The sequence below is a fragment of the Nostoc sp. FACHB-133 genome, assembly GCF_014698055.1.
In the GTDB taxonomy this organism is placed as follows: Bacteria; Cyanobacteriota; Cyanobacteriia; order Cyanobacteriales; family Nostocaceae; genus Nostoc.
Map to the genome: position 1 here is coordinate 1 of NZ_JACJSH010000084.1, position 23,031 is coordinate 23,031.

Sequence of the window (23,031 nt, forward strand, 5' to 3'; positions counted from 1 at the left end):
CTTCTTATAAAAATACCCCAATAGCCAAATATCGGCGAAAACCTACTCTCACTAAGTTTTTGAGGTGGTGTTACAAGCTTGGAATTAACCCTGTTGAGGGTTTGGAAATTTTCTCGATTATACCGAGTTTAGTTAGTTGAACCCAGACCAGAGCTACTGGACAGTGGTTCCCTTTCCTTTTTGTAAGCATAAAGCGAGCAAGTTGCTCATCTTATGCTTACAGTGACAACAACAGCGATCGCGCTTGAATACAAAATAAAATACCCTTATCTTTTATCCGACATAAACTACGATTAAAACTACTTTTCCCCAGACATGTGACTGTAACCATAAGTTTGTGTGACTTACACCATAAGTTGTCCGTTACGGACAGCTTATGGTTGAAAATGGAGCTTTAAAACCTGCTCTTTTTGGGCTTTGATACGTAAATTTAGTAGTTTCAAGTTTTTCAAGCTGCAAAAATATAGACATTTTTGGTCAATTTATGCTTTATTTTTGAACTTTCGGTCACGTTATGGTTTCAAAACCTATATTCGCAGAGCGATCGCACTACGACAAATCAAGTATTTCAGCCTCTGTTGCGGACAGTTTATGGTGGAAAAAACGGTCACTTTATGGTGTAAGTCACAGTTTGCCGGGGCGGTACGTTTGTCGGTTGTGGGTTCGCAGATAAGTGTGGGTTCGCAGATAAGATGAAATTCTGAAAATGAATTTATAAGGGTTCCAGGTACCGATATTCGCGCATAAAGTGAAATTCATTGTGGAGTCTGGGTTTGAGCCAAATATTCAATTCGCATATAAATTGAAATTTTCCGACTTTGATTTAACGACAGCCCGAATGCTTTTAAAAGCGTACTTTTGAAGTGCGATAGGCTTACGCCCCACGCCCAGGCGATCGCCTCGTGTCATAGGTAGCCAAGCAGCTTGACTATGGAAAATTCGGGATTTTAGGTATAAATTGTAATCAATATTGAACAAAATATAGTGAATTTCTGTGAGTAGATGCAAAATTTCACTTTATGTGCAAATTCGCTAGCTTCCTCAAACCCTTGCCCTACAATCGATTTCACTTTATGCGCGAATTCCGTCGCCTGGAATCCCTATAACTCCGTTGTTCAAATTTCATCTTATCTGCGAACCCACACACATCCAAACCAAATTCGTTTTGTGGTAGAGCTAGGGAACCTTCTTGCTCTGGTCGATATGCTTTTTTGTACCGCAGACATGACTTATTTTGACACCTTTTTAAAGAATGGTGTAGCCTTACCTGATTTGGCGTTGCTGAATAGAGGTATGAATCAGGCGATCACCTCAAGCTTGTCGGCGCTGTGCGTCGGCAGCGCCACGGAACCATACTTGAGATAATATATTACTAATCGAATTGAATACCTCAGCATTTCTTCTGATTTAGAGTAGCAGAAAGTTTTACGATGCAGACGAGCAAGATAATGCCTTAAACGGCTATTTTCACCTTCTACTCTTGTCATATATGTTTTGCTAACAATATGGTCTTCATTGCTAATAAAACAAGGATAAACTGGATAACCATCTGTTACATAAAAATATGAATTCCAACATCTAATAATTAACCACAACAATTTAAATGTTTCAGAGCTTCTGTCTCCCAAAACCCAGGCTAAAATTCCTGGATGATGTTTATTTACTGCTGTCCACAGCCAAATTTTGTTTTTTTTACCAACAAAAGTTTCTAGCTCATCTACTTGTGTAATTTCAGGAATTTCACCATTTTCTGGTGAATTGGGTAACATCTCACCCGTTTTCTTTACCCAAGTGATTACAGTTGTATGATGTACATTTTTTAGTCGCTCTATGGCTCGAAAACCTAGACCATTCACATACATTTCTAAACACTCACGTTTTATTTCTTCAGAATAACCTTGCAAATCGTAAGAATCTATAAACTGACGACCACACTGAGCGCAGATGTAGTTTTGTTTACTTGCTTTTTTGCCATTCTTGCGAATATGAGTTGATTCACACCTTGGACATTGCATAGCGATCGCTCTAATTCATACTTCAATTATGCAACGCCCCTGATTTCATCCAACGCTTAGCTCTACTAGGTGTCGTTGGCATCAGAGGGCGGTTATTTTGGTCAACTACTGGTACAAACATTTACGATAAATTCTATTACTAGGTGTGTATATCCCAGACGCTCCTTCGTCGCTACCGCTTCGCTAACGCTACTGACTGCCTAAGAGGTTAAAAACTTGGGAATCATTTTTAACGTTTGGTGGGCTACCACGCCCAGGCAATTCAGTTTAGGCTTTAACGCCTGTAAGCTAGACACTTTTTTAGTCTTGTATCGAAAGGATGGTTAGTCTTTCTCTTACAAGCCCTGTCTCTTAAGAGCAGGGTTTGTGACTCTCTGGTCAACCATTGTTCTGGTTGAGTTGCTGCTCAAGCTGCTCATCCCAGAAGGCGGCTTCTATTTTGTGTCCATCTGGATCGCGCACAAAGCAGCCGTAATACGGCTCACTATAGTCGGGTCTGCCACCTGGGGCACCATCGTCTTTGCCTCCTGCCGCTAATGCTGCCTCATAGAAGGCGTGGACTGCTTCTTTTGTAGGAGCAATAAAACCAATGTGAGTTCCATTGCCAACCGTTGCAGCTTGCCCGTCGAAGGAAGTTCCCACCCAAAATTCGGGATACTGTTTGCCATAGGCGATCGCCCGCGGATGCTCCATAAATCGCTTACAGCCCAATGTTGGCAACACAGCATCATAGAAGGCGATCGCTCGTTCAAAATCATTAGTACCAATCGAAACATGCGAGAGAATGCTGGGATTGTTATCCATGTCGGAATCCTCTATCAGTTGAGGTGGATGTGGATGTGCCAGAGAGCCGATCGGTGATTTGCTGCACCCTAACACAACTTGATGAAACGATTGGATTATAACAGTACTAAAGTACTAAGCTAACTTGTCTTCTTTTGCCTTTTGTTAAGTTACAAGTTCACCTTGTTAGAAGATTTTTCATTTCTTTTCAACGGCATCATGGATGCCTGGCGCTTTAAAATGTTGTAAACCCTTAGCCGGACTGAATGTTAGGTTGAACTTCGCGCAACCGACGTTCCAGAAAACGACGCTCACTGTCATTTGTCACTAATTCTAGTGCCCGTGTATAGCTCTGGGTTGCTTCCTCTAATGCTCCAACACGCCGGAATAAATCTGCATGGGTGGCATGAAACAGATGATAGCTGTCCAGTTCTGGAGCAAGGCTATCAATCAGTCCAAATGCGGCTTGAGGACTGTCTGCCATTGCGATCGCCACTGCTCGGTTCAAGGCCACAATGGGTGAGGGCTGCAAGCGTTCCAACACCTCATAGAGCCGCACGATCTGCGCCCAGTCTGTTTCTTTGGCGCGGGTTGCCTGACAATGGAGGGCTGCGATCGCCGCTTGCAGGGCATACACTCCGGTTCCAAAGAGCAACGCTTCCTCTACCAGAGGTAACGCCTCAGCAATCTGTAGATGATTCCAACGACTGCGATCCTGATCTTCTAGCAAAATCAAATCGCCTGCCTCATCTAGACGCGCATTGCGCCGCGAATCGTGCAATAACATCAGCGCCACAAGTGCTGTGACTTCAGATGGGGGTTGGGGTGCCAGCAATTGCCGCACCAGTTGCCCCAAGCGAATCGCTTCGATGCAGAGGTCAGCCCGTACGATCGCATCTCCTTTGGTTGCGGCATAGCCTTCGTTGAAGATGAGATAGATGACTGTCAGGACTGCCTCTATCCGGGGAGCGAGATCAGTTGTCTCAGGTACTTTGTAAGGAATGCCTGCGTCTCGAATTTTACGTTTAGCACGAACTAACCGCTGTGCCATTGTTGCAGTCGGTATAAGAAAGGCGCGGGCAATTTCGTCGGTTTCCAGTTCACCCAACATTCGGAGGGTCAACGCTACTTGAGTTTCCGTTGCCAGTGCCGGGTGACAGCAGGTAAAGATTAATCGCAGGCGATCGTCTCCAATTTCATCACTGTCATAGGTTGGTTCTTCAGTGGATGGAATTAAGCCAGATGCCGCATACCACTCCAGTTTTTCGGTCAGTTTCGTGCGTCGTCGGAGGCGATCAATCGCCTTGTAGCGGGCAGTTCGGATAATCCAGGCACGGGGACGATCGGGAATACCGTCGCTTTCCCACTGATTCACTGCTGCTGTAAATGCTGCCTGTGCAGCTTCTTCAGCTACATCAAAATCTCCGACCAGCCGAATCAGAATAGCGACAATGCGCCCCCATTCAGTTCGATAAAGGGCAGCAATTGCTTGAGCCACATCTGTTTTTGGGATTGAAGCCATACCTTTGACAAAAAGACATAAAGAATTTTGGGCAAGGTGTCGATTTGAGCATTTGCCGTTCGACTGACTAATAAAGGGAGATAAAGTTCAATTGTACTAGACAAAATTTTTGCACTCAGGTGTCGATTTGGACAATTCCCGTTCGACTTAATCACAAAGGAGGCAACCAAATGAAATATTTGCTGCTGATTTATATGGACGAAAACGCCATGAGCGACACCGAGCGGGAGTATTGCTATGGGGAATCTGCCCAACTCGCCCAGGACTTGCATACTCAAGGACAATTTCTGGCGACGGCTCCACTCCATCCTGTTGCAACTGCAACCTGTGTCCAAGTCCGTGATGGCAAATCACTCGTGACCGATGGACCATTTGCCGAAACCCGCGAACAATTGGGTGGATTCTTCCTCGTTAATGCTCAGGATTTGGATGAAGCCATTGCGATCGCCACCCGCATCCCAGGTGCAAAAGTCGGCACCGTCGAAATCCGTCCTGTCATCGAAGTTGCGGGACTACCAAGCCCTGACCGTCCTTAACCACTTGAACTCAAGGAGAACCCTCATGCAAAACAATTCCAAAATCACTCCCTGTTTATGGTTTGATGATCAAGCCGAAGCCGCCGCTCAGTTTTATACGTCGATTTTTCGCAATTCCAAAATTGTCCACGTCAGTCGATATGGAGACGCTGGACAGGAAATTCAGGGATTTCCAGCCGGAGCCGTCATGACTGTCAGCTTTGAACTTGATGGTCAGCCGTTCACAGCACTCAACGGTGGTCCGACCTTCAAATTTAACGAGGCGATTTCCTTCCAAATCTTTTGCGATACCCAGGCGGACGTGGACGATTACTGGCAAAAATTGTCTGCCGGTGGGGATGAAACCGCACAGCAATGCGGCTGGCTCAAAGACAAATACGGTGTCTCCTGGCAAATTATTCCTCGCATTCTGATTGAGTTACTCAACCACCCCGACGCGGCAACCTCTCAAAAAGTAACCACTACCATGCTGCAAATGAAGAAGATCGAGATTGATGAACTCAAGCGTGTCGCTGCTGATTAGCGGTTCCTTCGGAGTTGCGCTTTGCGCTAATCAGCACACCCAACCCAATACTTGTCGGGTTTTGGGGAAAAGGGAAAAGGGGAAGGTGGGGCCCCCTCTGGGGATAAGGGGCGGGCGGAAGGGGAAAGAAAAAACCTTTAACCTTTACCCTTTAACCTTTACCCTTTAACCTTTTCCCCAAACCCAATGCCGAGTTGAAAAAAGCGTGCAGTATTGACACCCAACCCCTCGCAATCTAACTCAAAACCATTCAACAGGAGATTTCACAATGAAAGTCATGGTCTTTGTCAAAGCAACCCAAGACTCTGAAACTGGGGTCATACCGAGCGAACAGCTTTTAACTGAAATGGGGCAGTACAACGAAGAATTAGCTAGGGCAGGTATCTTGCTCGCCGCTGAGGGGTTTCATCCTAGCTCAAAAGGGGTGCGAGTTCACTTTTCCCGAACCGATCGCACCGTCACCCAGGGACCTTTCACTCCAGCGCAGGAGCTAGTGGCAGGGTACTGGCTGTGGCAGGTGAACTCAATGTCCGAGGCAGTTGCTTGGGTAAAGCGCTGCCCTAACCCTATGCCAGGAGACTCCGAGATTGAGATTCGTCCCGTATTCGAGGCAGAGGATTTTGGTGAAGTCCTGACACCCGCCTTAAGGGAGCAGTCAGACCGCATTCGCGCTCAACTTGAAACGCAGCAGCAAGAGTAACGTCATCAACAACCGCGCAAATAGACCTCTTGCAAAAGTGCTTTTTGCAAGAGGGGGAAAAGGGTAAAGGTTAAAGGGGAAGGGGACAATACAGAACTTTTTCCCCTTCCCCCCGCCCCTTATTCCCAGAGGGGGCCCCACCTTCCCCTTTTCCCGACTTATGCAAGAAGTCTAATGATGTTCATGTGCGAACGATCCGCTCATCAAAACGCAGAATCGATTACAAAAGGAGAAATCAATGAAACTCAATTCTTACCTGATGTTCAATGGCAACTGTGAGGCAGCGTTCAAGTTCTATGAACAATGTCTGGGTGGCAAGATGACTATGATGATGACACACAAAGAAGCACCTTCCGCCGAAAATGTCTCACCGGAATGGCAAGACAAAATCATGCACGCTTGCCTTGAACTAGATGATCGCCTCTTGATGGGATCTGACTGCCCACCAGAATACTTTGAAACCCCGCAAGGTTTCTACGTACAAATTAGCGTTCCTGAAATCACTGAGGCAGAACGGCTTTTTCACGCTCTAGCAGAAAACGGCAAGGTGAAGATGGCGATCGCGCAAACGTTCTGGTCATCGCGCTTTGGCATGTTGACCGATCAGTTTGGGACACCGTGGATGATCAACTGCGAACAAACCATCTGAGCCGAATGGCACGCTTGAAAAGCTGAAACCTCCTTGCTGGCAGGGTGTGGGAGGTGTGGGAGGACGGGGAAGAAGTCTTACCCCCCACACTCCCCACACTCAAAATCTTGTTACATCAGGGCTTTGCGATTAACAAGCGTGCCATTCCCTCCTTCCCCTCTTTTTCATAAAAGTTGCTCAGGCAGCAATACTGCGTGGATAATTGCAACCGCCTTGATGCAGAACCGTCTGGGAATACAAATTGCCTGCTTTAATTACAAAAATCATCAACCCGAATATCCCGCCAGACATCAGACACTTGCCAGCCGGAATTACCCACAGATTGTACTGGAGGATTGTCAAGCAATGGAATATAGTCAGGAACTCTAGGCTCTGAAATCGCTACTGGTTTCTCCTCAACCTCAACCACAGGGACTGGAGAATTGACAGTATTAGCTAGAAGTTGTTGGTCTTCAGCCTCCTCGATTAGCTTCATCTGTCTCAGGGTAAGCTTGTCGGATTTTTTGATGATCTTCTTAGTATCTGTATCATTAGAAGTTTTCATTGAATATTCCCTCGAAGGCATTGGCTTAAAATTTGTCTGAGTAAAGTTGCGAGAAGATGGGTATTAATAATTGCACAGAATTAACAAGGTACACCAAATCGATGGGAAATACGAGTCCCAAATTGTAAGAATTTATTAATTGTGTACAAATCTGTTTTCGGGTAGATGCCCCAGCATAATCTGTTGCACAGATGCAAGTATTAAGCGTAGGCGTAGCTCGCCGCAGGCATCGCTTCTTCATCATGACTGTAACTCAAGACTGTTTTGCGTTTTTGACTCCTAATGAGCAGATAATAGATGGTTGAGAGTTCTCGCTCATTAGGAACAGCGTTGAGAAACTTATCAGGTCAATGTTTGGAGTTGGCAACCTGTTCAGAAAGCGTTAATAAAAAGGCGAGGTTAGTTGCTGCTTTAAGTGCGTGGCGTGCGTTGGCGGGTATAAAAGCAAAGACTCCAGATTCTAGAACAATCTCTTGATCTTCCAGCGTCAGCACGCCTTGTCCTTCAATTACATTCACAGTCGCATTGCGAGGATTGGTATGCTCTGCAATGGTCGATTCTGCCGCCAGAGACATCAGCGTATAGCGGCAGTTTCCATCTTCTAGCAGAACCTTACTTTTAGCTCCATGCTGGGGATATTCAATGATGTCCGCCCAACGAATTTTGGTTATCTTCAATGAGAGTATGCTTGTAGTCATGGGATGATTCCTTTGTTGTAGAGAGATTAATTTGAGCGACAAAGACACTTATAGATTAGACTTCTTTCAGAAGTGGGGAAAGGGGAAGGTGGGGCCCCCTCTGGGGATAAGGGGCGAGGGGAAAGGGAAAAGGAATAAGAAAAAACCTTTACCCTTTAACATGAACCCTTTTCCCACCTCTTGCAAAAGTTACTTTTGCAAGAGGTTCATTGAGTGTCTGTATTGAATTATGGAAAGACAATTTTGGCGATCGGCGCATGACCTAAAAAAATATAGGCAACCAGTCTCAGCATACTTTCAGAATATATAATCTTTTGAATGTCTAGGCTGGGCGCTCGTTTGCAAGTATGTAGCGTAGGCGTAGCTCGCCGCAGGCATCGCTTCCAGCAGGCGGTTACGCAATCGCAAAAAAAGTGAGGCGATTTTACCTGAACTTCCTCCTCAGTTTGAACCGGGAGCTAAAGCCGCTTTTAGATTTGCTTCCTCGACCTCCGCAAAATCCCTTATTAGTTCCCTTGTTTTAACTAGAACATAAGACATCGAATACTTCTTGTATCTTGCTAGGTAAATAAGTTCAATTTCATCTACCACTTTTGAATGTTTTATTAGAACCTGTATAATTTCTCCTCAAGGAAGACAAAATCAATTAGGCGCAGGAAATTAGTACAATTTTTGAATCATTACGTTTTCAGCAGGAAAAAGCATTTGAGCCAAAGTCTACCTATAGCACCAAGCCGGAAACTGAAGATTACGATCCTAACAGTAGGTTCAAGAGGAGACTTGCAACCATACTGTGCTTTGGCTATTGGCTTGAAACGTGCGGGGCATGAAGTAACGATTGCAACGCATGAGAACTTTGAACCATTTGTGAGGAAGTTCGATTTAAAGTTTGCACCGATCGCTGGCAATATGGAAGAGTTTTTGCAATCCAAGCAAGGGCAGCGATTGATTGCGGGAGAAAAGTTGAAAAAAGAAGAAGGAGATAAGCTTTTACTTCAACAGTTGGAATCAGCTTGGAGTGCGTGTGTTGGAAGTGAGGTGATTATTTACACGCCGTTATCTACCTTTGGATATCACATTGCAGAGAAATTAGGCGTACCCTGCTTTTTTGCATCAGTTCTGCCGTTGACTCCCACAGGGATGTTTGGGTTTTTGAGATTTGCTCAAATAACTAAAAACCCGCTAAAGAAATTAATCAACTATGCCACCTACTTGCTGGTAGAGTTCTTGCACTGGCAAAGATATCGTCAACTGCTCAATAACTTCAGAACAGAAACTTTGAAATTGCCGCCTTTACCATATTTGGGCAGACGCTTCAGACGGAAGACTCCGGCGAATGTATCACGAATCCCTGTATTGTATGGATTTAGTTCGCACGTAATCCCAAGACCCCGTGACTGGCCTGCATGGGTGTATGTAACTGGGTTTTGGTTTATTGACCAAGCCTCCGAATATGAGCCACCTATCGAACTAGAGGATTTTCTTGGGCGAAAGCAATTACCCTTGTGTTTTGGATTTGGGAGCATGACGATGCCCAATCCAGAATATCTCACACACTACATCGTGGAAGCCTTAAAGAAAACCCGTCAAGGCGGGATTATATTGTCAGGCTGGGGGAACGTTGGAAGAACAGTGAATATAAAAGATTCGCTACGAGTGTTTGTGATCAAGGAAGTTCCGCATGATTGGTTATTTCCTCAAGTGCCAGCAGTAGTGCATCACGGAGGAGCTAGTACAACGGCGGCAGTGTTACGTGCGGGGACACCATCAATTACTGTACCCTTTTTTGCAGATCAGCCAGTTTGGGGAGAAAAGCTAACCCGGTTGGGAGTTAGCCCTGCGCCGATACCGTACAAGAAAGTGTCAGATAAAACTTTAGCAGCAGCAATTGAAGTAGTACTGGGTGATGAGGTCATGCGGTGTAAAGCCCAGGAGTTAGGTGAGAAAATCAGGGGTGAAGATGGTGTAGCGAATGCTGTTGAAGTTTTCCATCGCCATCTAGGTTTGATTGGGTGAGAAATTGCAGACAATTAAAATACATCATCACACCCACAACAGCAGTCAATGTCCCAAGTCAAAGTTGATACGATACTCTGTGTCAACGGCAGTGTCCTAATGGTTTTTTACACGCCAGGGCATTGCTGGCAGTTTCGGATTATCAGCCGGACAGGTGGCATATTCGGAGAACAAAAGATTTTTTACACGGCGGAGGCAGCACTGAGAACTGGGTTAGAGTGGTTGCGGGATGAACGGTGATCAGGGCAAAAAGCATAAGATGACATCTATAAGTTGTGATTCTCTCAATTGTAATCATTGCCATTAGGAGCCGACAGTTGAATCATCTCAGTAAAACGTGAATACTTAACCGCATCGGTAGGGGGATAATCTGCCGACACTGCAATTAACCCAATTTTGATATCCTCGAAATAAATCACACCCCCAATACGTCCTTCAAGAAAGAAAGCTCCATGAAATAAATGATATGGAGCTATGTAGATCACCAAAAAATCACTAATCTTTATTGACCTATCAAACATCTGCTGACAAGTTTTTTGGAGGACAGCATCTAGATATTCATTATCGGCAGGCTCACCCAGGTCAGTGAATTCTGGCCAATCTGCAAAATGATCCATGTAAAATAGCCAGATATCGTACAAGTCTGCGTCATTTGCCAATTTCTGCTTAAGTTCTTGCAATCGGTCGATATTCATTGTGTAACAGGTGTACCGTTTAAAGTCATTACAGGATCGCGATCGCAAAGGCTAATATCAGCTTTCCAACGGGACGGGAATTTTGAATCAATGAAAGTGACTTTAAATCTGCCCCAATGATAAGTAGGTTTACCATCTGCTCCTTCTCTGTAGGTATCGCAACGTACCGATGAAGACTTTTGTACCCAGTAGCCATTGTATGAACCTCGGTCATTAAACACTCCTGCTAAACCATCAATGAAGATTACTCCATCGCTACCATACCGCCACACAGCAGTTTTATTACGATCTTCTTGATAAACCACTTTATATTCTTCCGTTTTCCAAACCTCATCTGCTAGAGCTTTTTGAGGCGCAGCAGTGCAAATCAATAAGGCTAAAGTCAGGAGAACATAGTTCTTTTTCATAAAATTGACTTTGATCAATTCAAAATTTGGCATGAATTACGAGGTCAATTTTCTCATAATTTTATGCGCTTATTGAGAAAATAAGAGGTTTTGGGGCTAAAACGCACATATCACCGCAAGATTAGATTATTTTTGATAGCTCAACTCAAACGTAGCGCTACTACTTCCACCAGGGTTTAAATAACAATGGTGACACCGATAAAAATACCAAAAAAACCGACGCGAGTATAAACGAGGAGGCATCGCTTCCTTGTAAAGCGGTTTTTCCAGAAGCACCCAACCAGGTATAAGCAATCGTGCCTGGAATTACTCCAATGAAGGTTGCAAGGGTATAAATCTTCAGGTTGATTGTGGTTAGTGCCAATAAAAAGTTAATAATATTAAACGGAGCAATCGGAGCAAAGCGTAGAGATAGAACTAAAGAAAAGGGATTGCGTTCGAGTGCTTTATGCCATTTTTCCAGCAGTTTATTTTGAGCGAATTTTGCTGTTGCCCAATCTCGAAATAGGTATCGAGTCAGACAAAATGCTCCTACTGCTCCCAATGTTGCGGCTAATGTAGACCAAAGGCTTCCCCATCCCAAACCAAAAGCTACGCCTCCAGTTAATGTATGAATTGTTATCGGCAAACCTAAAACTGTGACCAATACGTAGGTGGAGATAAATAAGGGAACAGCCCAAATACCTAATTTTTGCAACCAGACTGAGAGAATCTCTTGATTGAGTAAATTACGTAAGGGAGTTGTGAAAAAGAGTAAGATTGCACCCAGCAGTAGTAATATCTGGAAATTTTTGCGGAGTAAGTGTTTTAATCCCACGGAGCTACACTCCGTCCTGACTGGTTGGTGAACGCATCAATGTTTTACGTAACTCCACTGCATGAAAGATACTCAAAATATCACATTGCCAAGTTGGTAACAACAACGTCATGGCAATTTCTTCTAAACTATTGAGCCAACAAAGCGCGATTGCAAACCAAAGAATGTTCGCGTAACCAAAACCAAATAACCCGACTGTCGCCGTAAGTAGAGCTAATCCCCATGCTTTAGCAGTGTAGGTATGGAAACTAGGGAATTTCTGAAACTTGATTAAACTAATTGTGAATAATATTAGTTGGATAGTAATCGCGGATAATAAAGGTACTCGAAAATTGATGATTACTTGGGGATATACTAACCAAATACTGATCGCCACACACAAATACAAACAAATATCAGCCCAGCTATCTGCTTGACGAAGTAGGGCTGTACTAACCTTTAAGCGACGGGCAATGATCCCATCAAAAACGTCTGAAAGTACGGCAATAACATAACCGATGATGAACCAAAAACTGGTTCTATGGTCTAAAGAATCGAGAACTAGTAAAGGAGCTAGAGCGAAGCGCATTCCCACTAAAGTAATCGGAAGATGTGATAGTTTTATCATCGTTCCCCACTTTCCTAGCGTTAATTAAACTAGTATAAACACTATAATGATATCGGCAAATTCGCTACAAATATAACAATATTCATAGCAGCACTTTCCACCTGGGTGAGTGTTTGGGGAATGTCAAAGGATATTGTGTCAATTACTTGTGTGGTCATCTCTTTTGTGCTAATGAGTTACCAAACAGTAAGGGCATAAAAGCTCAGTCTTACCACTACCAACATCTTCAACACAGACTAATTGTCCATCTGGAGCTACACCAAATTTGAGCCACATTGTCACGCTTACTCATTAATAGAAAAACCAATCGGGGCTGATAGTAGAAAGTTCAAGCAAGCTTTAAATAATTTGCATATCTGCAACATTTGGCTCAAACTAGTGCTAGTGTACTATAAGATTTCTAATTTAGGATTTAATTTGCTTGAAAATGGTGTGAAAAGCGAGACTGTTTGTGGTGAAGCTACCCTTGGGACAAGAATCTGTCGCTAGAACCAGGAAGATAGTTCACGTTGATATGGATGCCTTCTACGCATCGGTGGAACAGAGGGACAACCCTAGCTACCGAGGCAAACCGTTAGTAGTCGGTGGCAGTCCCAATCAACGAGGCGTAGTTGCAGCAGCCAGTTATGAAGCCAGAAAATTCGGTATTTACTCTGCGATGCCGTCAGTAACAGCTTTTGCAAAATGCCCTGGGCTTATCTTTGTCAGACCAAGATTCGATGTCTACCGAGAGATTTCCGCAGCAATCCACGCCATATTCAAACGCTATACTGACTTAGTGGAAGGAGTTGCACTAGATGAAGCATACTTGGATGTGACTGAGAATAGGCAAAACATCCCCTACGCTTCTACTATCGCAAGACACATCAAAACTGCAATTTTCCAGGAAACCCAGTTGACGGCAACTGCGGGTGTGTCAATTAACAAGTTTCTCGCAAAAATGGCATCAGGGCAGAACAAGCCCAACGGACTAACGGTGATTTTACCGGAGGATGCAATCGCATTTGTAGAGCAGCTGCCGATTGAGAAGTTCCACGGCATTGGAGAGGTTACGGCAGCGAAAATGCACTCGCTCGGCATTCATACTGGCGCAGATTTGAAGCAGCGTTCGTCGAAGACGTTGCCGAAGGCATCGCTGACTGACCTAACACACCATTTTGGGAAAGCTGGTCATTATTACTATAAGATTGCCAGAGCAGAAGATGACCGCCCAGTTGAAGCAAATCGAGTTCGTAAGTCCATTGGTGCAGAAAACTCGTTTGCACAGGACTTAAGCGATGTCGGTCAGATGTTGCAGGAACTCGAACAGATTGCCCAAATTGTCGAGCAACGGTTAGAGCAACATGAAACGCGAGGACGCACATTAACTCTGAAAGTCAAGTTTTCTGACTATCATCAGATAACCCGCAGTAAGACAATGCTTGCTCCCATCAGTGAACTATCTACGATTTTTGAGATAGCCAAAGCGCTGTTTGAGTCGATTGATCTGGAAAACCGCAGCATTAGGTTGCTGGGCATTTCCTTATCTAATTTGGATAACGCTAAACAAACCCAGGTGATTCAATTGCCACTATTTCAGAATGGGAACATCATATTTTAGGGTAGGTGTAGTCTGTTCAGACGCTGAGAACTCGGTTATTGTGAGAGAGCGAATCAACTCCCGAATCACATCAGTTGCAGGTCTACCTGTACTTGCACAATATCGTTCAAGTTTTTCGCTTTCAACTGATGCGAGATTTATTGTGATTCGTTTGATAGCCCATTTTTTGTTCATGACTTGCAATATTTATCAAATTGAACGAATTATCTAGACTTTAAATGCCAAGTGCAATACTTAACAAATATATAGATGTTAACCACAGCATACTTGCCGTAAAAACATTTTTAGCACATCTTCCGCAGGGTATTTACTTATAATCTAAAACTTCACTGATAAATCATCTATATGAACTTTAAAATATTTGAAACGAGCTTGTATTTTTTGTAAATATTGTTAAGCAAAGCGCAATCGACGTGAGCCTTGCAAGAGGTGTATAATCAGCAAGTATTGTAAATTAAATTTAGTAAACCTTATCTTCATACAATTGCATCTAATATTTATTTGCTCTTTACCCAAAGGTGAAATTGATTAACTACTCTGGATATTGACTTTGATTCAAGCACTATATTTAACTCTATAACTTAACAAAACCTTAACTTAATGCCTCTAGAAAATTTTCTAGGGGCATTAAGGTTTAATAATTTTGGTTCTTCAGTATCTGTTATGCCAAATTATTAGTTAGATATCAAAACTAGGCTCGACAATAAAGCTCAAAAGCCCGAATCAGTGCTAAACCCCATAAATAACTAGTAAATAATGTTTATTTTTGTTGCCTAGTAAGCATTTCATGGCTTTTTTGAAGATAGTTTAGTATGATATATATATTAATTTTTATTCAGTCAGAGCTTAATTTACTCACAGAAATTATCAACTCTCAATTCGCGCCACACATCAGACGGTTGCCACCCGGAGTTCCCCACAGAGCGTAGGGGGCGATAGTGTTCAGAAATGTAGTCTGATTTTGATACTTCAATATACACAGATGGATTTGGTTCAATCACTGGTCCAGGAATATTTTGGCTCTCAGGAATCTCAATGGGTTCAATCGGTGGTGGGGTTACTTCTGTTTGATTACGAACTGGGTTAGGGTTTTTTTTGATGAGTCGTTTCATATCTATAGAAATCATTCGGCTGTCCACAAAGAACGGATATCCCAGGATACAAGAAGTTCTCAGCGAATCAGAGACATTTTGCCAAAAAGTTGTATGGGCGTGGATTGCTTTTTAGGGACGGGAGCGGAGCGCGATGCCGAATAGCCATTCGTAGAAACGGATTTAACAATAGGTATGATGTTGTCTACTCGCATATTCAAAGAATATTTGCCGACCAATGGTCGGCAAATAGGTAGCAATTAGTGTTGACAAAATAGTATCGGCTCAATAAGTCGGGGTAGCGAATAAAAGTAAAAAGACTTGCTAACATCCAATTTCTTGAGAGTTAACTAGATTGTTCTAACGCAGGGATTCTATTTGAATGCAAACGCTTGACTATAAAGGTTGAGGATTAATAGAAAATTTTGAGCGAATAATAGTGTCCAATTCGGGGATTTTATCAGAGAGAGAAATCCGGTCATGTATATATTCAAAGAAGCTGATTCCCAATTTACGAGTAGTGGCAACAAGAGACATAAAAATGTCCCATGCCTTAGTACCCTCACTCGTTTGAGTGGCGTAACTAATTTTTCGTCGCTGCACCATAGTCCTAGCAGCTAATTCCGCCGGATTATTATGTAAAGGTAAGTTTGGATACTCTAAGACCAGCAGTAGTTCAGACTCTTTAGCTGCCGTTAATTTTTTTCGCTCATCTAATTGTTTATATCCAGTTTCAGTACCGAATAGCTGACAGAATTTAGTCTTTAATTCCTGTTTGGTTTTTGGGGAAGGGGAATTTCTGTAAGCGACTAATTCTCGGTAGTAATCCCAAAATTCCCCTAAAAATTTGTCTAATGTTTGTTGACAAAAACCAACAAATGGACTTAATTTTTTATAATGTCTGGCTTCATGTACCCAACATAAAGCCAAATTATCTGTAATTAATTTGAATTGGGGTGCATCATCGCAGACCAGAAATTCTACCACTGGTATTTGAGATTGCTGATGATAGAACGAAATTGCAGCAGCTTCCAAAACACGAGTCCGGTATTGAGAACCTAGCTTGCTTAAATACGTATCCAGCAATGAATTAAACTCTAATTCAGTCAAAACTGTTTCTTGCGGCAACAATTTCATTTGATTGTGCCATTTAGTTGGGACATTAAAACTTGTAAGCAACTCGTAAGTCAGCCCATTTAGAACATATTCAAGCTCTTGTCTATTTTGCAAGACCCCAATTACGCTTAGTCGGTCTTTCTTAGCTGTAGTTGAGTAGACTGTGTACCAGGGGTTACAAATTACATTCGTGGTCTGATTTACTCCTTTAACACGGGCACTTGTTTGGTCTATATGCTGCCACGAGCTACTTTCTAACCCAGATGTATAAACTTGATTATATTCAGCTTCAAAATCGCCTAAGTTTTTGATGAGTAGATTTGATAAATAGCCAGCCGACATTGAGATCCCAATATTCTCTAAAAACTCTAGCAACTTACCTTGGGTCATATTACCGCCGTAATATAAGCTAATTACTAGAGCTTTTATTCCCGGACCAAATTCTCCATCGTAACCAGGTGGCAAAGATGCTAAATACGTTTTTCCAACACTAGGCGAGTAATATTTTTCTTTCCGGAATAATACGTTATCAGTTAACAGTGAAATATCTTGAATGATTACCTCTTCATAGCCTTTGAACTGTGCATCAGGCGGTAGCTCACTCGCCGGATAATCCAGAATGCATGTCCTGTCTACTTTTATGCTCTGATTTTTGCTACTTTTCGTATGTTTTTTTGGAGTGTGTCGTTCTTTTTCGAATGAATGATTGCTCTTGAACCCTTTCGACTGATTGCTCTTGATTTCTGGTTTCCCCTGTTCGCCTTTCAGACGATTGTTTTCGTCCCGTAGTTTTTGGTTTTCTTCACGTAATTCTTTTATCTCTGATTGTTGCTGCTCTATGACGTTTAGCAGAACAGTTAATGTCTGGCGCAAGGATTCGTCTGCAAACTTTGAGGGGTCGATGGTTTGCAACAATGCCTCTACTTGTTTTTCTGGAGATTGCTTTTGCGCCATGTCATATATTCTACGACCCTATGTGCATCTCTCTACTTTGTTATTTTTTCTACTACCCCGATTTATTGAGCGGATACACAAAATAATCGCAGTAGTAATTAGCAGCAAAGGCTAAAATAGATAGTTATGAACAGTCCATTGACTTGGCTTACTCCGGGTAAATTGCTATAGGTAATTTTCTTGGTGCTAGCCAACGGATTTTTTGTGGCGGCTGAATTTGCCTTGGTTGCGCTTCGCCGTAGTCGTGTCGAACAGTTGGTCATCCAAGGTCATCCCGGTGCAAAAGCTTTACAACGGGCAGTAAATAACTTGGATGCTTATCTAGCAGCGACCCAACTTGGTGTTACCATATCTTCTTTAGGCTTAGGTTGGCTTGGAGAACCAGCGATTGCAGTACTGGTCGAACCCGCTTTCCACTGGCTGCCGAAATCTTTATCGCAAACTAGCGCTCATACCTTATCAGTAGTGATTGCCTTTACAATCATTACGTCTCTCCATATCGTTTTGGGAGAATAAAGCGTAGTTCACCGCCGCTCTCCTCGCCCTTTGATTTCCTCTTTAAAATGACAACTGGGGGGCATGAGCCAGTTCACTACGTAGCTTCTCCATTGCTCCAGTATTGATTTTCTGTGCGCTCCCCGAAGGTATTAAAGACTCCTGATATCGAAAGGTGACACACATTTTTCCAGCAGTTGTTGCAATTGCAACAATTATTGGTTGATGCCTGAATCCTGTAACTGTAAAATAAAGTTTTTCTAATTCTAATCCTCCCTGATGAACTGGTATATCTAAGCGCCCTAAATTAGTGATTGCGATATCTGAACTAGTAATATTCTTGGCGTACTGCCGTGTAGTAATCTTATTGGGTTTGGTAGAGAGAAACGATTTGGCTTTTGAGCTGCCTTGATATATTTTTTTCTCCATCACTGCAAGATTAATTTGATGCTTCACCTGACGAGCTAAATCCCAAAATTGAGTCTGTTGATTTAATGAGTGAGAGGTTACTACACGAGCAATATATTCTCCAAAGTTTTCGCCTACAGGAATCGTAAGGTAATTACGAAGATTGAAGGGAGAGAGACATTTGAGAACAATTTCCTTTGATGAACTTGTTTCGTGATAGAGCGACAATAGAAAAGCAGCACACAAAGCTCCGTGAACAGTAGTTTGCTCTTGCCGACAACGAGCAACTAGTCTGTTAGTTTCTAGGGGAGAAAAATACCAATGGAGTAAGTGAATCCTTTCATGGTAAGCCTCATCTAATTGGATAGTCTGATCTACCTTAACCCCCCAATCAAAATCAACGGTATTCTTTTCTCCTTCGCCATAAACAGGAGGCAATAGTCGATCGATTGAGGGGATTTCTGGCAATCGCTCTCGATAACTTCCCGGTTCCGTTATTTCGCACCAAATATCCCGCATCAGGTAAGCTCCAGATAACCCGTCTCCAATATGGTGGTAGGTCAAAAGCAAATCAGAAACATCAGGGGAGTGCAACAAAACTACACGTGCCAATGGCTCCTCACTCCATGAGAAAGGATGCAACAGTTGTGCAGATATCTCTTGAGACCAGTGTTCTTCACCAAGACGCTTAATTACCTGTATAGGAATTGGCGGTACTCCTTGTGATACCAAACATGGTTGCTGTTGTCGATCAATTAAAATTCTTTTACTTAGTAGAGGATGGCGGCGCTGTACCCAACCTAAAGCTTCAACAAGCCGCTCGACACTGAATGCTCCCCTAATTCTGGCACACAGTGACACATTGATTGCTCTATCGCAACCTAGCAACCACATTAAATGTTCCGACGGTGTTAGTAAACGGTTCATTAAAAACCTCACACGCTTTCATCAAACACTACTCATCATCAGGCAAATACAACCCACTGCTATCGTTGGTCGGGCGTGAAGATATTTCGACAATCGCCACCAAACCATGACAGCGTTTTCTGTAGTAAGTGTATCGGCGCAAGTTGATTACTTCAATGGCACATCATGATTGCGATTGCCTACGGCGAGGCGTAAGCCCATCGCACAGGGCTATAGCCTTTAATTATCCCCTAAAATTCATCAACAACTACACAGTATCATTCAGAAAGCCGCACTCAGAGCAATCCCAATGAGGCAATTAACCTCCGTGAAATTCGGCATGGTTCCTCTTATCGCAGCAAAGTGAGCCGCGCTGTTTAAGCAGTATGCTTCTTACGCTATGTAATTAATGTATGTAACGAAATAGGCATTTGATATCTGACTTGCTTACCGAAGGGATGGTGTTGATGCTGGCACTTAACTCTTGTGTGACGGCAGTTTAAAGATTTTTGGTTACTTTTGCATAAAACACAAAACAAAAGAAGAAGAATATTACATACCAAACGAATTATATATAAACCAAGGGACAACGCTTAAAAGTTCCGTATTTTATTTTCCTTTTCAGGCACTGCTCTGGACTCCTTGCCCCAGGGCAGTTTTTCATTGCACAGGCGGTTAACTAGAGTTAACACTCATGCTCAGTAACTTTGTATTAGACATGCAGTGTATTATTTACTTTGTATAAGAGGAATAATTGCATTACAGCCCGTAAGAATTTTGATTTTTAAAAAGCATAAAGGAGGTAATGATTTATGGGAACTTATTTAATGCTTGGCAGCGGAGCATTTTGGATACTGACTTATATTTTGTTGATTCAACGCGGATTTAAAGATCAAACGTATGGAATGCCATTGGTTGCGTTGTGTGCCAATCTTTCATGGGAATTTATATTTTCTTTTATTCATCCTCATCAGCCACCACAACTTCAAATCAATATTGTGTGGTTGATGCTTGATTTAATTATCTTGTATGGATTTTTCAAGTTTGGGCAATCTGAGTTGAAGGATATACCAAATAAATTATTTTATCCAGTATTTATATTAACTTTATTTACTAGCTTTTGCTGTGTCCTATTAATCACAGATGAATTTCAAGATTGGAGCGGTGCGTATACAGCTTTTGGGCAAAATCTTCTCATGTCCATTCTCTTTATTGATATGTTGACCAAACGTAATACTGTCCGAGGTCAATCAATCTTTATTGCTATCTTCAAAATGATAGGAACTTTGCTGGCTTCCATTGGGTTTTATATTAATCATCCAACACAAGGTAGGTCACTTTTATTTATATTTTTGTATACTGCAATTTTTGTTTTTGATCTAATATATGTGGGGATGGTTGCTATGAAGATAAAAAGGTTTAGAGAAAAAAAGCTTAATCACGCACTAACCCGGCAGTAGTGGAAAATAACTTTAGGAACATGGTATATAGCAATACTCGAAAACTGCTGCTAACAAGCGTAGGAGTAATAGTGATCGCTTACATTTCAACTAGACCACCAAAAATTCTAGTTTTGTGGGGGTCTTAAACCCCCTTATTCATCCTTCAGTGATGCACTGACCGCAGTCGTTGTGTTGTACAGAATTCATACCTGTTTTCTGACGACTGACGTATTCTGGTCGATAAATTCTGCACTATTTTGTAACCAAAATTTACTGTTTCCTTTCATGCGTTTTGTTAAATTGTGTTGAAATTATTAGCAATTTTGATTTTTTTTGTCTAGGATTACTTTCTTATAAGTTTTTGTCTTTCATCATTTAATATTTGATTATGGAATTAGTATTAGTGAAGCTAGGAGGTTCCTTAATTACTGACAAGGATAAACCTTATACTGCTCGAAGAGAAGTTATAACACAACTGGTTGAGCAAGTGAGCCTAATCAAACATGAAAATCCTAATCTGAAACTGATTATTGGTAACGGTGCTGGTTCTTTCGCCCACCAATCAGCGAATAAATATAATACAATTAATGGTTTTTCATGTGATGAAGAAAAACTAGGGTTTTGCTTAGTTCACCAAGATGCTTTAGATTTAAATTTTCTACTAGCTAAAAGTTTTTTACAAGCAGGTTTGCCAGTGGTAAGTTTGCCACCTATTACTATGATAATCACTTATAATAAAAAACTGTTGAAAAGTGACTTTAGTGTAATAGAAAGTAGTCTACAAGCAGGTTTGATTCCTTTAATTTTTGGTGATGTCGTTCTAGATCAAGCTATTGGTGGTACTGTCCTCTCGACAGATGCAATGCTTGCAGAACTAGCGAAATACTTCTATCTTCAAGGTAAGTTTAAAGTTAGACTAATAAATGTTGGGAATTATGCAGGTGTATATGATCGAGATGGGCAAGTAGTTTCCAATATTACTCAAGCTAACTATTCTCAGATTAAACCTTTCTTGGGCAAGAGCAAATCAGTAGATGTTACTGGCGGGATGGCTAAGAAAGTTGAGGAGTTTTTGACTATTTCTAGTTTAGGGATTGACTGCTGGATAATTGATGGGAATATCCCAGGGAATTTAGCCTCTTCAGTTTTAGGTACGCCAACTCTAGGCACTTTAATTAGGGCATTTTAACTAAAATGATTTCAAAACTGTTGGTCGTTAATCCGAATTACTTACCTTTAATCTTTTAGAGGTAACTCATTGAGAAAGGCAGAGGGCAGTTCGAGCTTGCGGCAGCTATGAATCTATCCCACGAATAAAATTCTGCGAACCCAGATGTGAACTGTCGCTAAGGAAAGAAAGCCATTAAAGCAGGCGGAAGGCGGAAATTCGCTCTCACCGCACAACCTCTGTGCTTCTTCTTTTCTGTCCCCTGCTTGTTGGTTGTCCTCTTCCTTACCTGTAGCAACACATTTCAAGTGGGTTGCTCTCGGTTTGTCATAAAAATGCTCCTGATAATTGTTTCTGTATGTGAGTAAATAACTGCGCGGCAAAACTGGGTGGTACAGAGTAGCCGATGATTGACCCCGCCGTAGCAGTTTCGTTAGGGAATTCGTACCAACTGGGAAACCCTTGCAAGATTGCAGCCCCTTTAATAGACAAAGATTTGACAGTCCCTTCTCCTTTGGAGAAGTTGGCACATACTGGGGAGGCATGGAGATAGTCAGGGTATCGCGGAAAACCTATGAATTCTAACTGTGCTATTTCTTGGACTGTTAGCTGAATGACTTTGCAGCCATATTCATGAAAGTTGCGGTGATGGATTTTGGCGATTGCCCTGCTCAAGTCTGGTTTGGTGGGGTCGAATTCCACCGCAATGACCGGACGAATCCCCGCTTGCACCATCCCCGCTTCAATCCCACCGCCACCCGCGAAAAGTACTACGGCGATCGGTGCATCATCTGGAAGAACTGGTTTTATTTTTGTGTTATCAAAATTTTTGCAGACATCTAATTTTGGTAATCTCACATCTTGCACCAAAAAAATTGATGTATTTTTACTACTCAGTAAAAAAAATAAAACGCTTGATTTAGCGTTGAAAACTTATAAAAATGAGGTAGCTTTATCGCGTATCTTTTTGGTTCATCTGGGGTTGTACGTAGAGGTGCAAGATATAAGTAATGACTTTTTGAATTTCGCTTTTTTGATAAAAGTGATGATATTCTCTCGCGTTGCCCTCTCTTGTTGCAGTGTCCGAATCATTGGAACAGCGCCAGGGGGAATTGAACCTATACTTTTGCCTTTCCATGCCCCGTTTATCTTCTCTTTCCAATTGAATGCCCATCGCCAATGAAAGGGATTATTCGGGTCACGTTCACCAATCACACGGGGATAAGAAACAGTCTTCCGGGAGCAATGCGGTTTTGTCAGATCCAGTAAAAAACAAGCGATCGCAAAAATAAAATCTAAGTAAGAAGTAACTTTATTTACTAAATATGTGCTGGTAGCC

At 42.3% G+C, this 23,031-nt stretch carries 27 protein-coding genes and 1 pseudogene; 11 read left to right on the top strand and 17 right to left on the bottom strand.

Annotated features, from left to right (window positions below):
• Positions 1-495 precede the first annotated feature (495 nt).
• On the top strand, positions 496-696 hold the full coding sequence (locus tag H6G86_RS34240; protein WP_190938080.1) for a hypothetical protein: 201 nt from the start codon (positions 496-498) through the stop codon (positions 694-696).
• A gap of 602 nt (positions 697-1,298) precedes the next feature.
• On the opposite strand, the gene H6G86_RS34245 is transcribed toward H6G86_RS34240, so the two are convergent.
• The 4 genes from H6G86_RS34245 to H6G86_RS34260 form a co-directional block, all read right to left on the bottom strand.
• Positions 1,299-2,015 carry an IS1 family transposase gene (locus H6G86_RS34245; RefSeq protein WP_190938081.1) on the bottom strand — a complete coding sequence of 239 codons (717 nt, stop codon included), beginning with the start codon at positions 2,013-2,015 and terminating at the stop codon, positions 1,299-1,301.
• A gap of 22 nt (positions 2,016-2,037) precedes the next feature.
• Positions 2,038-2,136: an RRXRR domain-containing protein gene (locus H6G86_RS39745; protein WP_277883702.1), complete on the bottom strand. Its 99-nt coding sequence runs from the start codon at positions 2,134-2,136 to the stop codon at positions 2,038-2,040.
• A gap of 257 nt (positions 2,137-2,393) precedes the next feature.
• Complete coding sequence (locus tag H6G86_RS34255; RefSeq protein ID WP_190938082.1) at positions 2,394-2,819, bottom strand: VOC family protein; 426 nt, start codon at positions 2,817-2,819, stop codon at positions 2,394-2,396.
• Positions 2,820-3,051: 232 nt separating this feature from the next.
• Positions 3,052-4,320 carry an RNA polymerase sigma factor gene (locus H6G86_RS34260; protein ID WP_190938083.1) on the bottom strand — a complete coding sequence of 423 codons (1,269 nt, stop codon included), beginning with the start codon at positions 4,318-4,320 and terminating at the stop codon, positions 3,052-3,054.
• Positions 4,321-4,439: 119 nt separating this feature from the next.
• Here H6G86_RS34260 and H6G86_RS34265 point away from each other — a divergent pair, with 119 nt between their 5' ends.
• The 4 genes from H6G86_RS34265 (at position 4,440) to H6G86_RS34280 (ending at position 6,728) form a co-directional block, all read left to right on the top strand.
• Complete coding sequence (locus H6G86_RS34265) at positions 4,440-4,856, top strand: YciI family protein (protein WP_313931573.1); 417 nt, start codon at positions 4,440-4,442, stop codon at positions 4,854-4,856.
• Between the two features lie 25 nt (positions 4,857-4,881).
• Entirely contained in the window at positions 4,882-5,379 is a 498-nt protein-coding gene (locus H6G86_RS34270) for a VOC family protein (protein ID WP_190938084.1), read from the top strand.
• 268 nt (positions 5,380-5,647) lie between these two features.
• Entirely contained in the window at positions 5,648-6,079 is a 432-nt protein-coding gene (locus H6G86_RS34275) for a YciI family protein (RefSeq protein ID WP_190938085.1), read from the top strand.
• A 238-nt stretch (positions 6,080-6,317) separates the two neighbouring features.
• Entirely contained in the window at positions 6,318-6,728 is a 411-nt protein-coding gene (locus H6G86_RS34280) for a VOC family protein (RefSeq protein ID WP_190938086.1), read from the top strand.
• A gap of 250 nt (positions 6,729-6,978) precedes the next feature.
• Here the strand turns inward: H6G86_RS34280 and H6G86_RS34285 are convergent, their stop codons facing one another.
• Entirely contained in the window at positions 6,979-7,272 is a 294-nt protein-coding gene (locus H6G86_RS34285) for a hypothetical protein (RefSeq protein ID WP_190938087.1), read from the bottom strand.
• 347 nt (positions 7,273-7,619) lie between these two features.
• Positions 7,620-7,970, bottom strand: coding sequence for a cupin domain-containing protein (locus tag H6G86_RS34290; RefSeq protein WP_163929422.1), 351 nt, complete (start codon positions 7,968-7,970; stop codon positions 7,620-7,622).
• Between the two features lie 705 nt (positions 7,971-8,675).
• Between H6G86_RS34290 and H6G86_RS34295 the strand changes: the two genes are divergently transcribed.
• Together H6G86_RS34295 and H6G86_RS34300 are read left to right on the top strand one after the other, a co-directional pair.
• Positions 8,676-9,986, top strand: coding sequence for a glycosyltransferase (locus H6G86_RS34295; RefSeq protein ID WP_277883703.1), 1,311 nt, complete (start codon positions 8,676-8,678; stop codon positions 9,984-9,986).
• Positions 9,987-10,034: 48 nt separating this feature from the next.
• Positions 10,035-10,226: a hypothetical protein gene (locus H6G86_RS34300; protein ID WP_190938089.1), complete on the top strand. Its 192-nt coding sequence runs from the start codon at positions 10,035-10,037 to the stop codon at positions 10,224-10,226.
• A 44-nt stretch (positions 10,227-10,270) separates the two neighbouring features.
• Here the strand turns inward: H6G86_RS34300 and H6G86_RS34305 are convergent, their stop codons facing one another.
• The 4 genes from H6G86_RS34305 to H6G86_RS34320 form a co-directional block, all read right to left on the bottom strand.
• On the bottom strand, positions 10,271-10,681 hold the full coding sequence (locus H6G86_RS34305; protein WP_190938090.1) for a hypothetical protein: 411 nt from the start codon (positions 10,679-10,681) through the stop codon (positions 10,271-10,273).
• Complete coding sequence (locus H6G86_RS34310) at positions 10,678-11,088, bottom strand: hypothetical protein (protein WP_190938091.1); 411 nt, start codon at positions 11,086-11,088, stop codon at positions 10,678-10,680. The genes H6G86_RS34305 and H6G86_RS34310 overlap by 4 nt, the downstream gene beginning before the upstream one ends.
• A 160-nt stretch (positions 11,089-11,248) precedes the next feature.
• Positions 11,249-11,905: a TVP38/TMEM64 family protein gene (locus tag H6G86_RS34315; protein ID WP_190938092.1), complete on the bottom strand. Its 657-nt coding sequence runs from the start codon at positions 11,903-11,905 to the stop codon at positions 11,249-11,251.
• A gap of 4 nt (positions 11,906-11,909) precedes the next feature.
• Positions 11,910-12,512: a CDP-alcohol phosphatidyltransferase family protein gene (locus H6G86_RS34320; RefSeq protein ID WP_190938093.1), complete on the bottom strand. Its 603-nt coding sequence runs from the start codon at positions 12,510-12,512 to the stop codon at positions 11,910-11,912.
• A 451-nt stretch (positions 12,513-12,963) separates the two neighbouring features.
• Between H6G86_RS34320 and dinB the strand changes: the two genes are divergently transcribed.
• Entirely contained in the window at positions 12,964-14,112 is a 1,149-nt protein-coding gene (gene dinB / locus H6G86_RS34325) for a DNA polymerase IV (protein ID WP_313931575.1), read from the top strand.
• On the opposite strand, the gene H6G86_RS34330 is transcribed toward dinB, so the two are convergent.
• From H6G86_RS34330 to H6G86_RS34340, 3 genes are all read right to left on the bottom strand, one after another.
• The gene (locus H6G86_RS34330) at positions 14,083-14,286 is read right to left on the bottom strand and encodes a CopG family transcriptional regulator (RefSeq protein ID WP_190938094.1); all 204 of its coding nucleotides are present in this window, start codon (positions 14,284-14,286) and stop codon (positions 14,083-14,085) included. The genes dinB and H6G86_RS34330 overlap by 30 nt on opposite strands.
• 677 nt (positions 14,287-14,963) lie before the next feature.
• Positions 14,964-15,239 carry a hypothetical protein gene (locus H6G86_RS34335; protein ID WP_190938095.1) on the bottom strand — a complete coding sequence of 92 codons (276 nt, stop codon included), beginning with the start codon at positions 15,237-15,239 and terminating at the stop codon, positions 14,964-14,966.
• 360 nt (positions 15,240-15,599) lie between these two features.
• Complete coding sequence (locus H6G86_RS34340) at positions 15,600-17,273, bottom strand: IS66 family transposase (RefSeq protein ID WP_190938096.1); 1,674 nt, start codon at positions 17,271-17,273, stop codon at positions 15,600-15,602.
• Between the two features lie 183 nt (positions 17,274-17,456).
• On the opposite strand from H6G86_RS34340, the gene H6G86_RS34345 reads away from it, so the two are divergent.
• The gene (locus tag H6G86_RS34345; protein WP_190938103.1) at positions 17,457-17,789 is read left to right on the top strand and encodes a CNNM domain-containing protein; all 333 of its coding nucleotides are present in this window, start codon (positions 17,457-17,459) and stop codon (positions 17,787-17,789) included.
• A 42-nt stretch (positions 17,790-17,831) separates the two neighbouring features.
• On the opposite strand, the gene H6G86_RS34350 is transcribed toward H6G86_RS34345, so the two are convergent.
• Positions 17,832-19,103, bottom strand: coding sequence for a phthiocerol/phthiodiolone dimycocerosyl transferase family protein (locus H6G86_RS34350; protein ID WP_190938097.1), 1,272 nt, complete (start codon positions 19,101-19,103; stop codon positions 17,832-17,834).
• Between the two features lie 791 nt (positions 19,104-19,894).
• Here H6G86_RS34350 and H6G86_RS34355 point away from each other — a divergent pair.
• Together H6G86_RS34355 and H6G86_RS34360 are read left to right on the top strand one after the other, a co-directional pair.
• Positions 19,895-20,542, top strand: a complete 648-nt coding sequence (locus tag H6G86_RS34355; RefSeq protein WP_190938098.1) for a transmembrane-type terpene cyclase — start codon at positions 19,895-19,897, stop codon at positions 20,540-20,542.
• A 370-nt stretch (positions 20,543-20,912) separates the two neighbouring features.
• Positions 20,913-21,713, top strand: coding sequence for an isopentenyl phosphate kinase (locus H6G86_RS34360; protein WP_190938099.1), 801 nt, complete (start codon positions 20,913-20,915; stop codon positions 21,711-21,713).
• Positions 21,714-21,826: 113 nt separating this feature from the next.
• On the opposite strand, the gene H6G86_RS34365 is transcribed toward H6G86_RS34360, so the two are convergent.
• From H6G86_RS34365 to H6G86_RS34375, 3 genes and pseudogenes are all read right to left on the bottom strand, one after another.
• Positions 21,827-22,000 carry a hypothetical protein gene (locus tag H6G86_RS34365; protein WP_190938100.1) on the bottom strand — a complete coding sequence of 58 codons (174 nt, stop codon included), beginning with the start codon at positions 21,998-22,000 and terminating at the stop codon, positions 21,827-21,829.
• Between the two features lie 19 nt (positions 22,001-22,019).
• Entirely contained in the window at positions 22,020-22,550 is a 531-nt protein-coding gene (locus tag H6G86_RS34370) for a DNA cytosine methyltransferase (RefSeq protein ID WP_313931578.1), read from the bottom strand.
• A 114-nt stretch (positions 22,551-22,664) separates the two neighbouring features.
• Positions 22,665-23,031 (bottom strand): annotated as a pseudogene (locus H6G86_RS34375) (hypothetical protein); the annotation flags it as partial.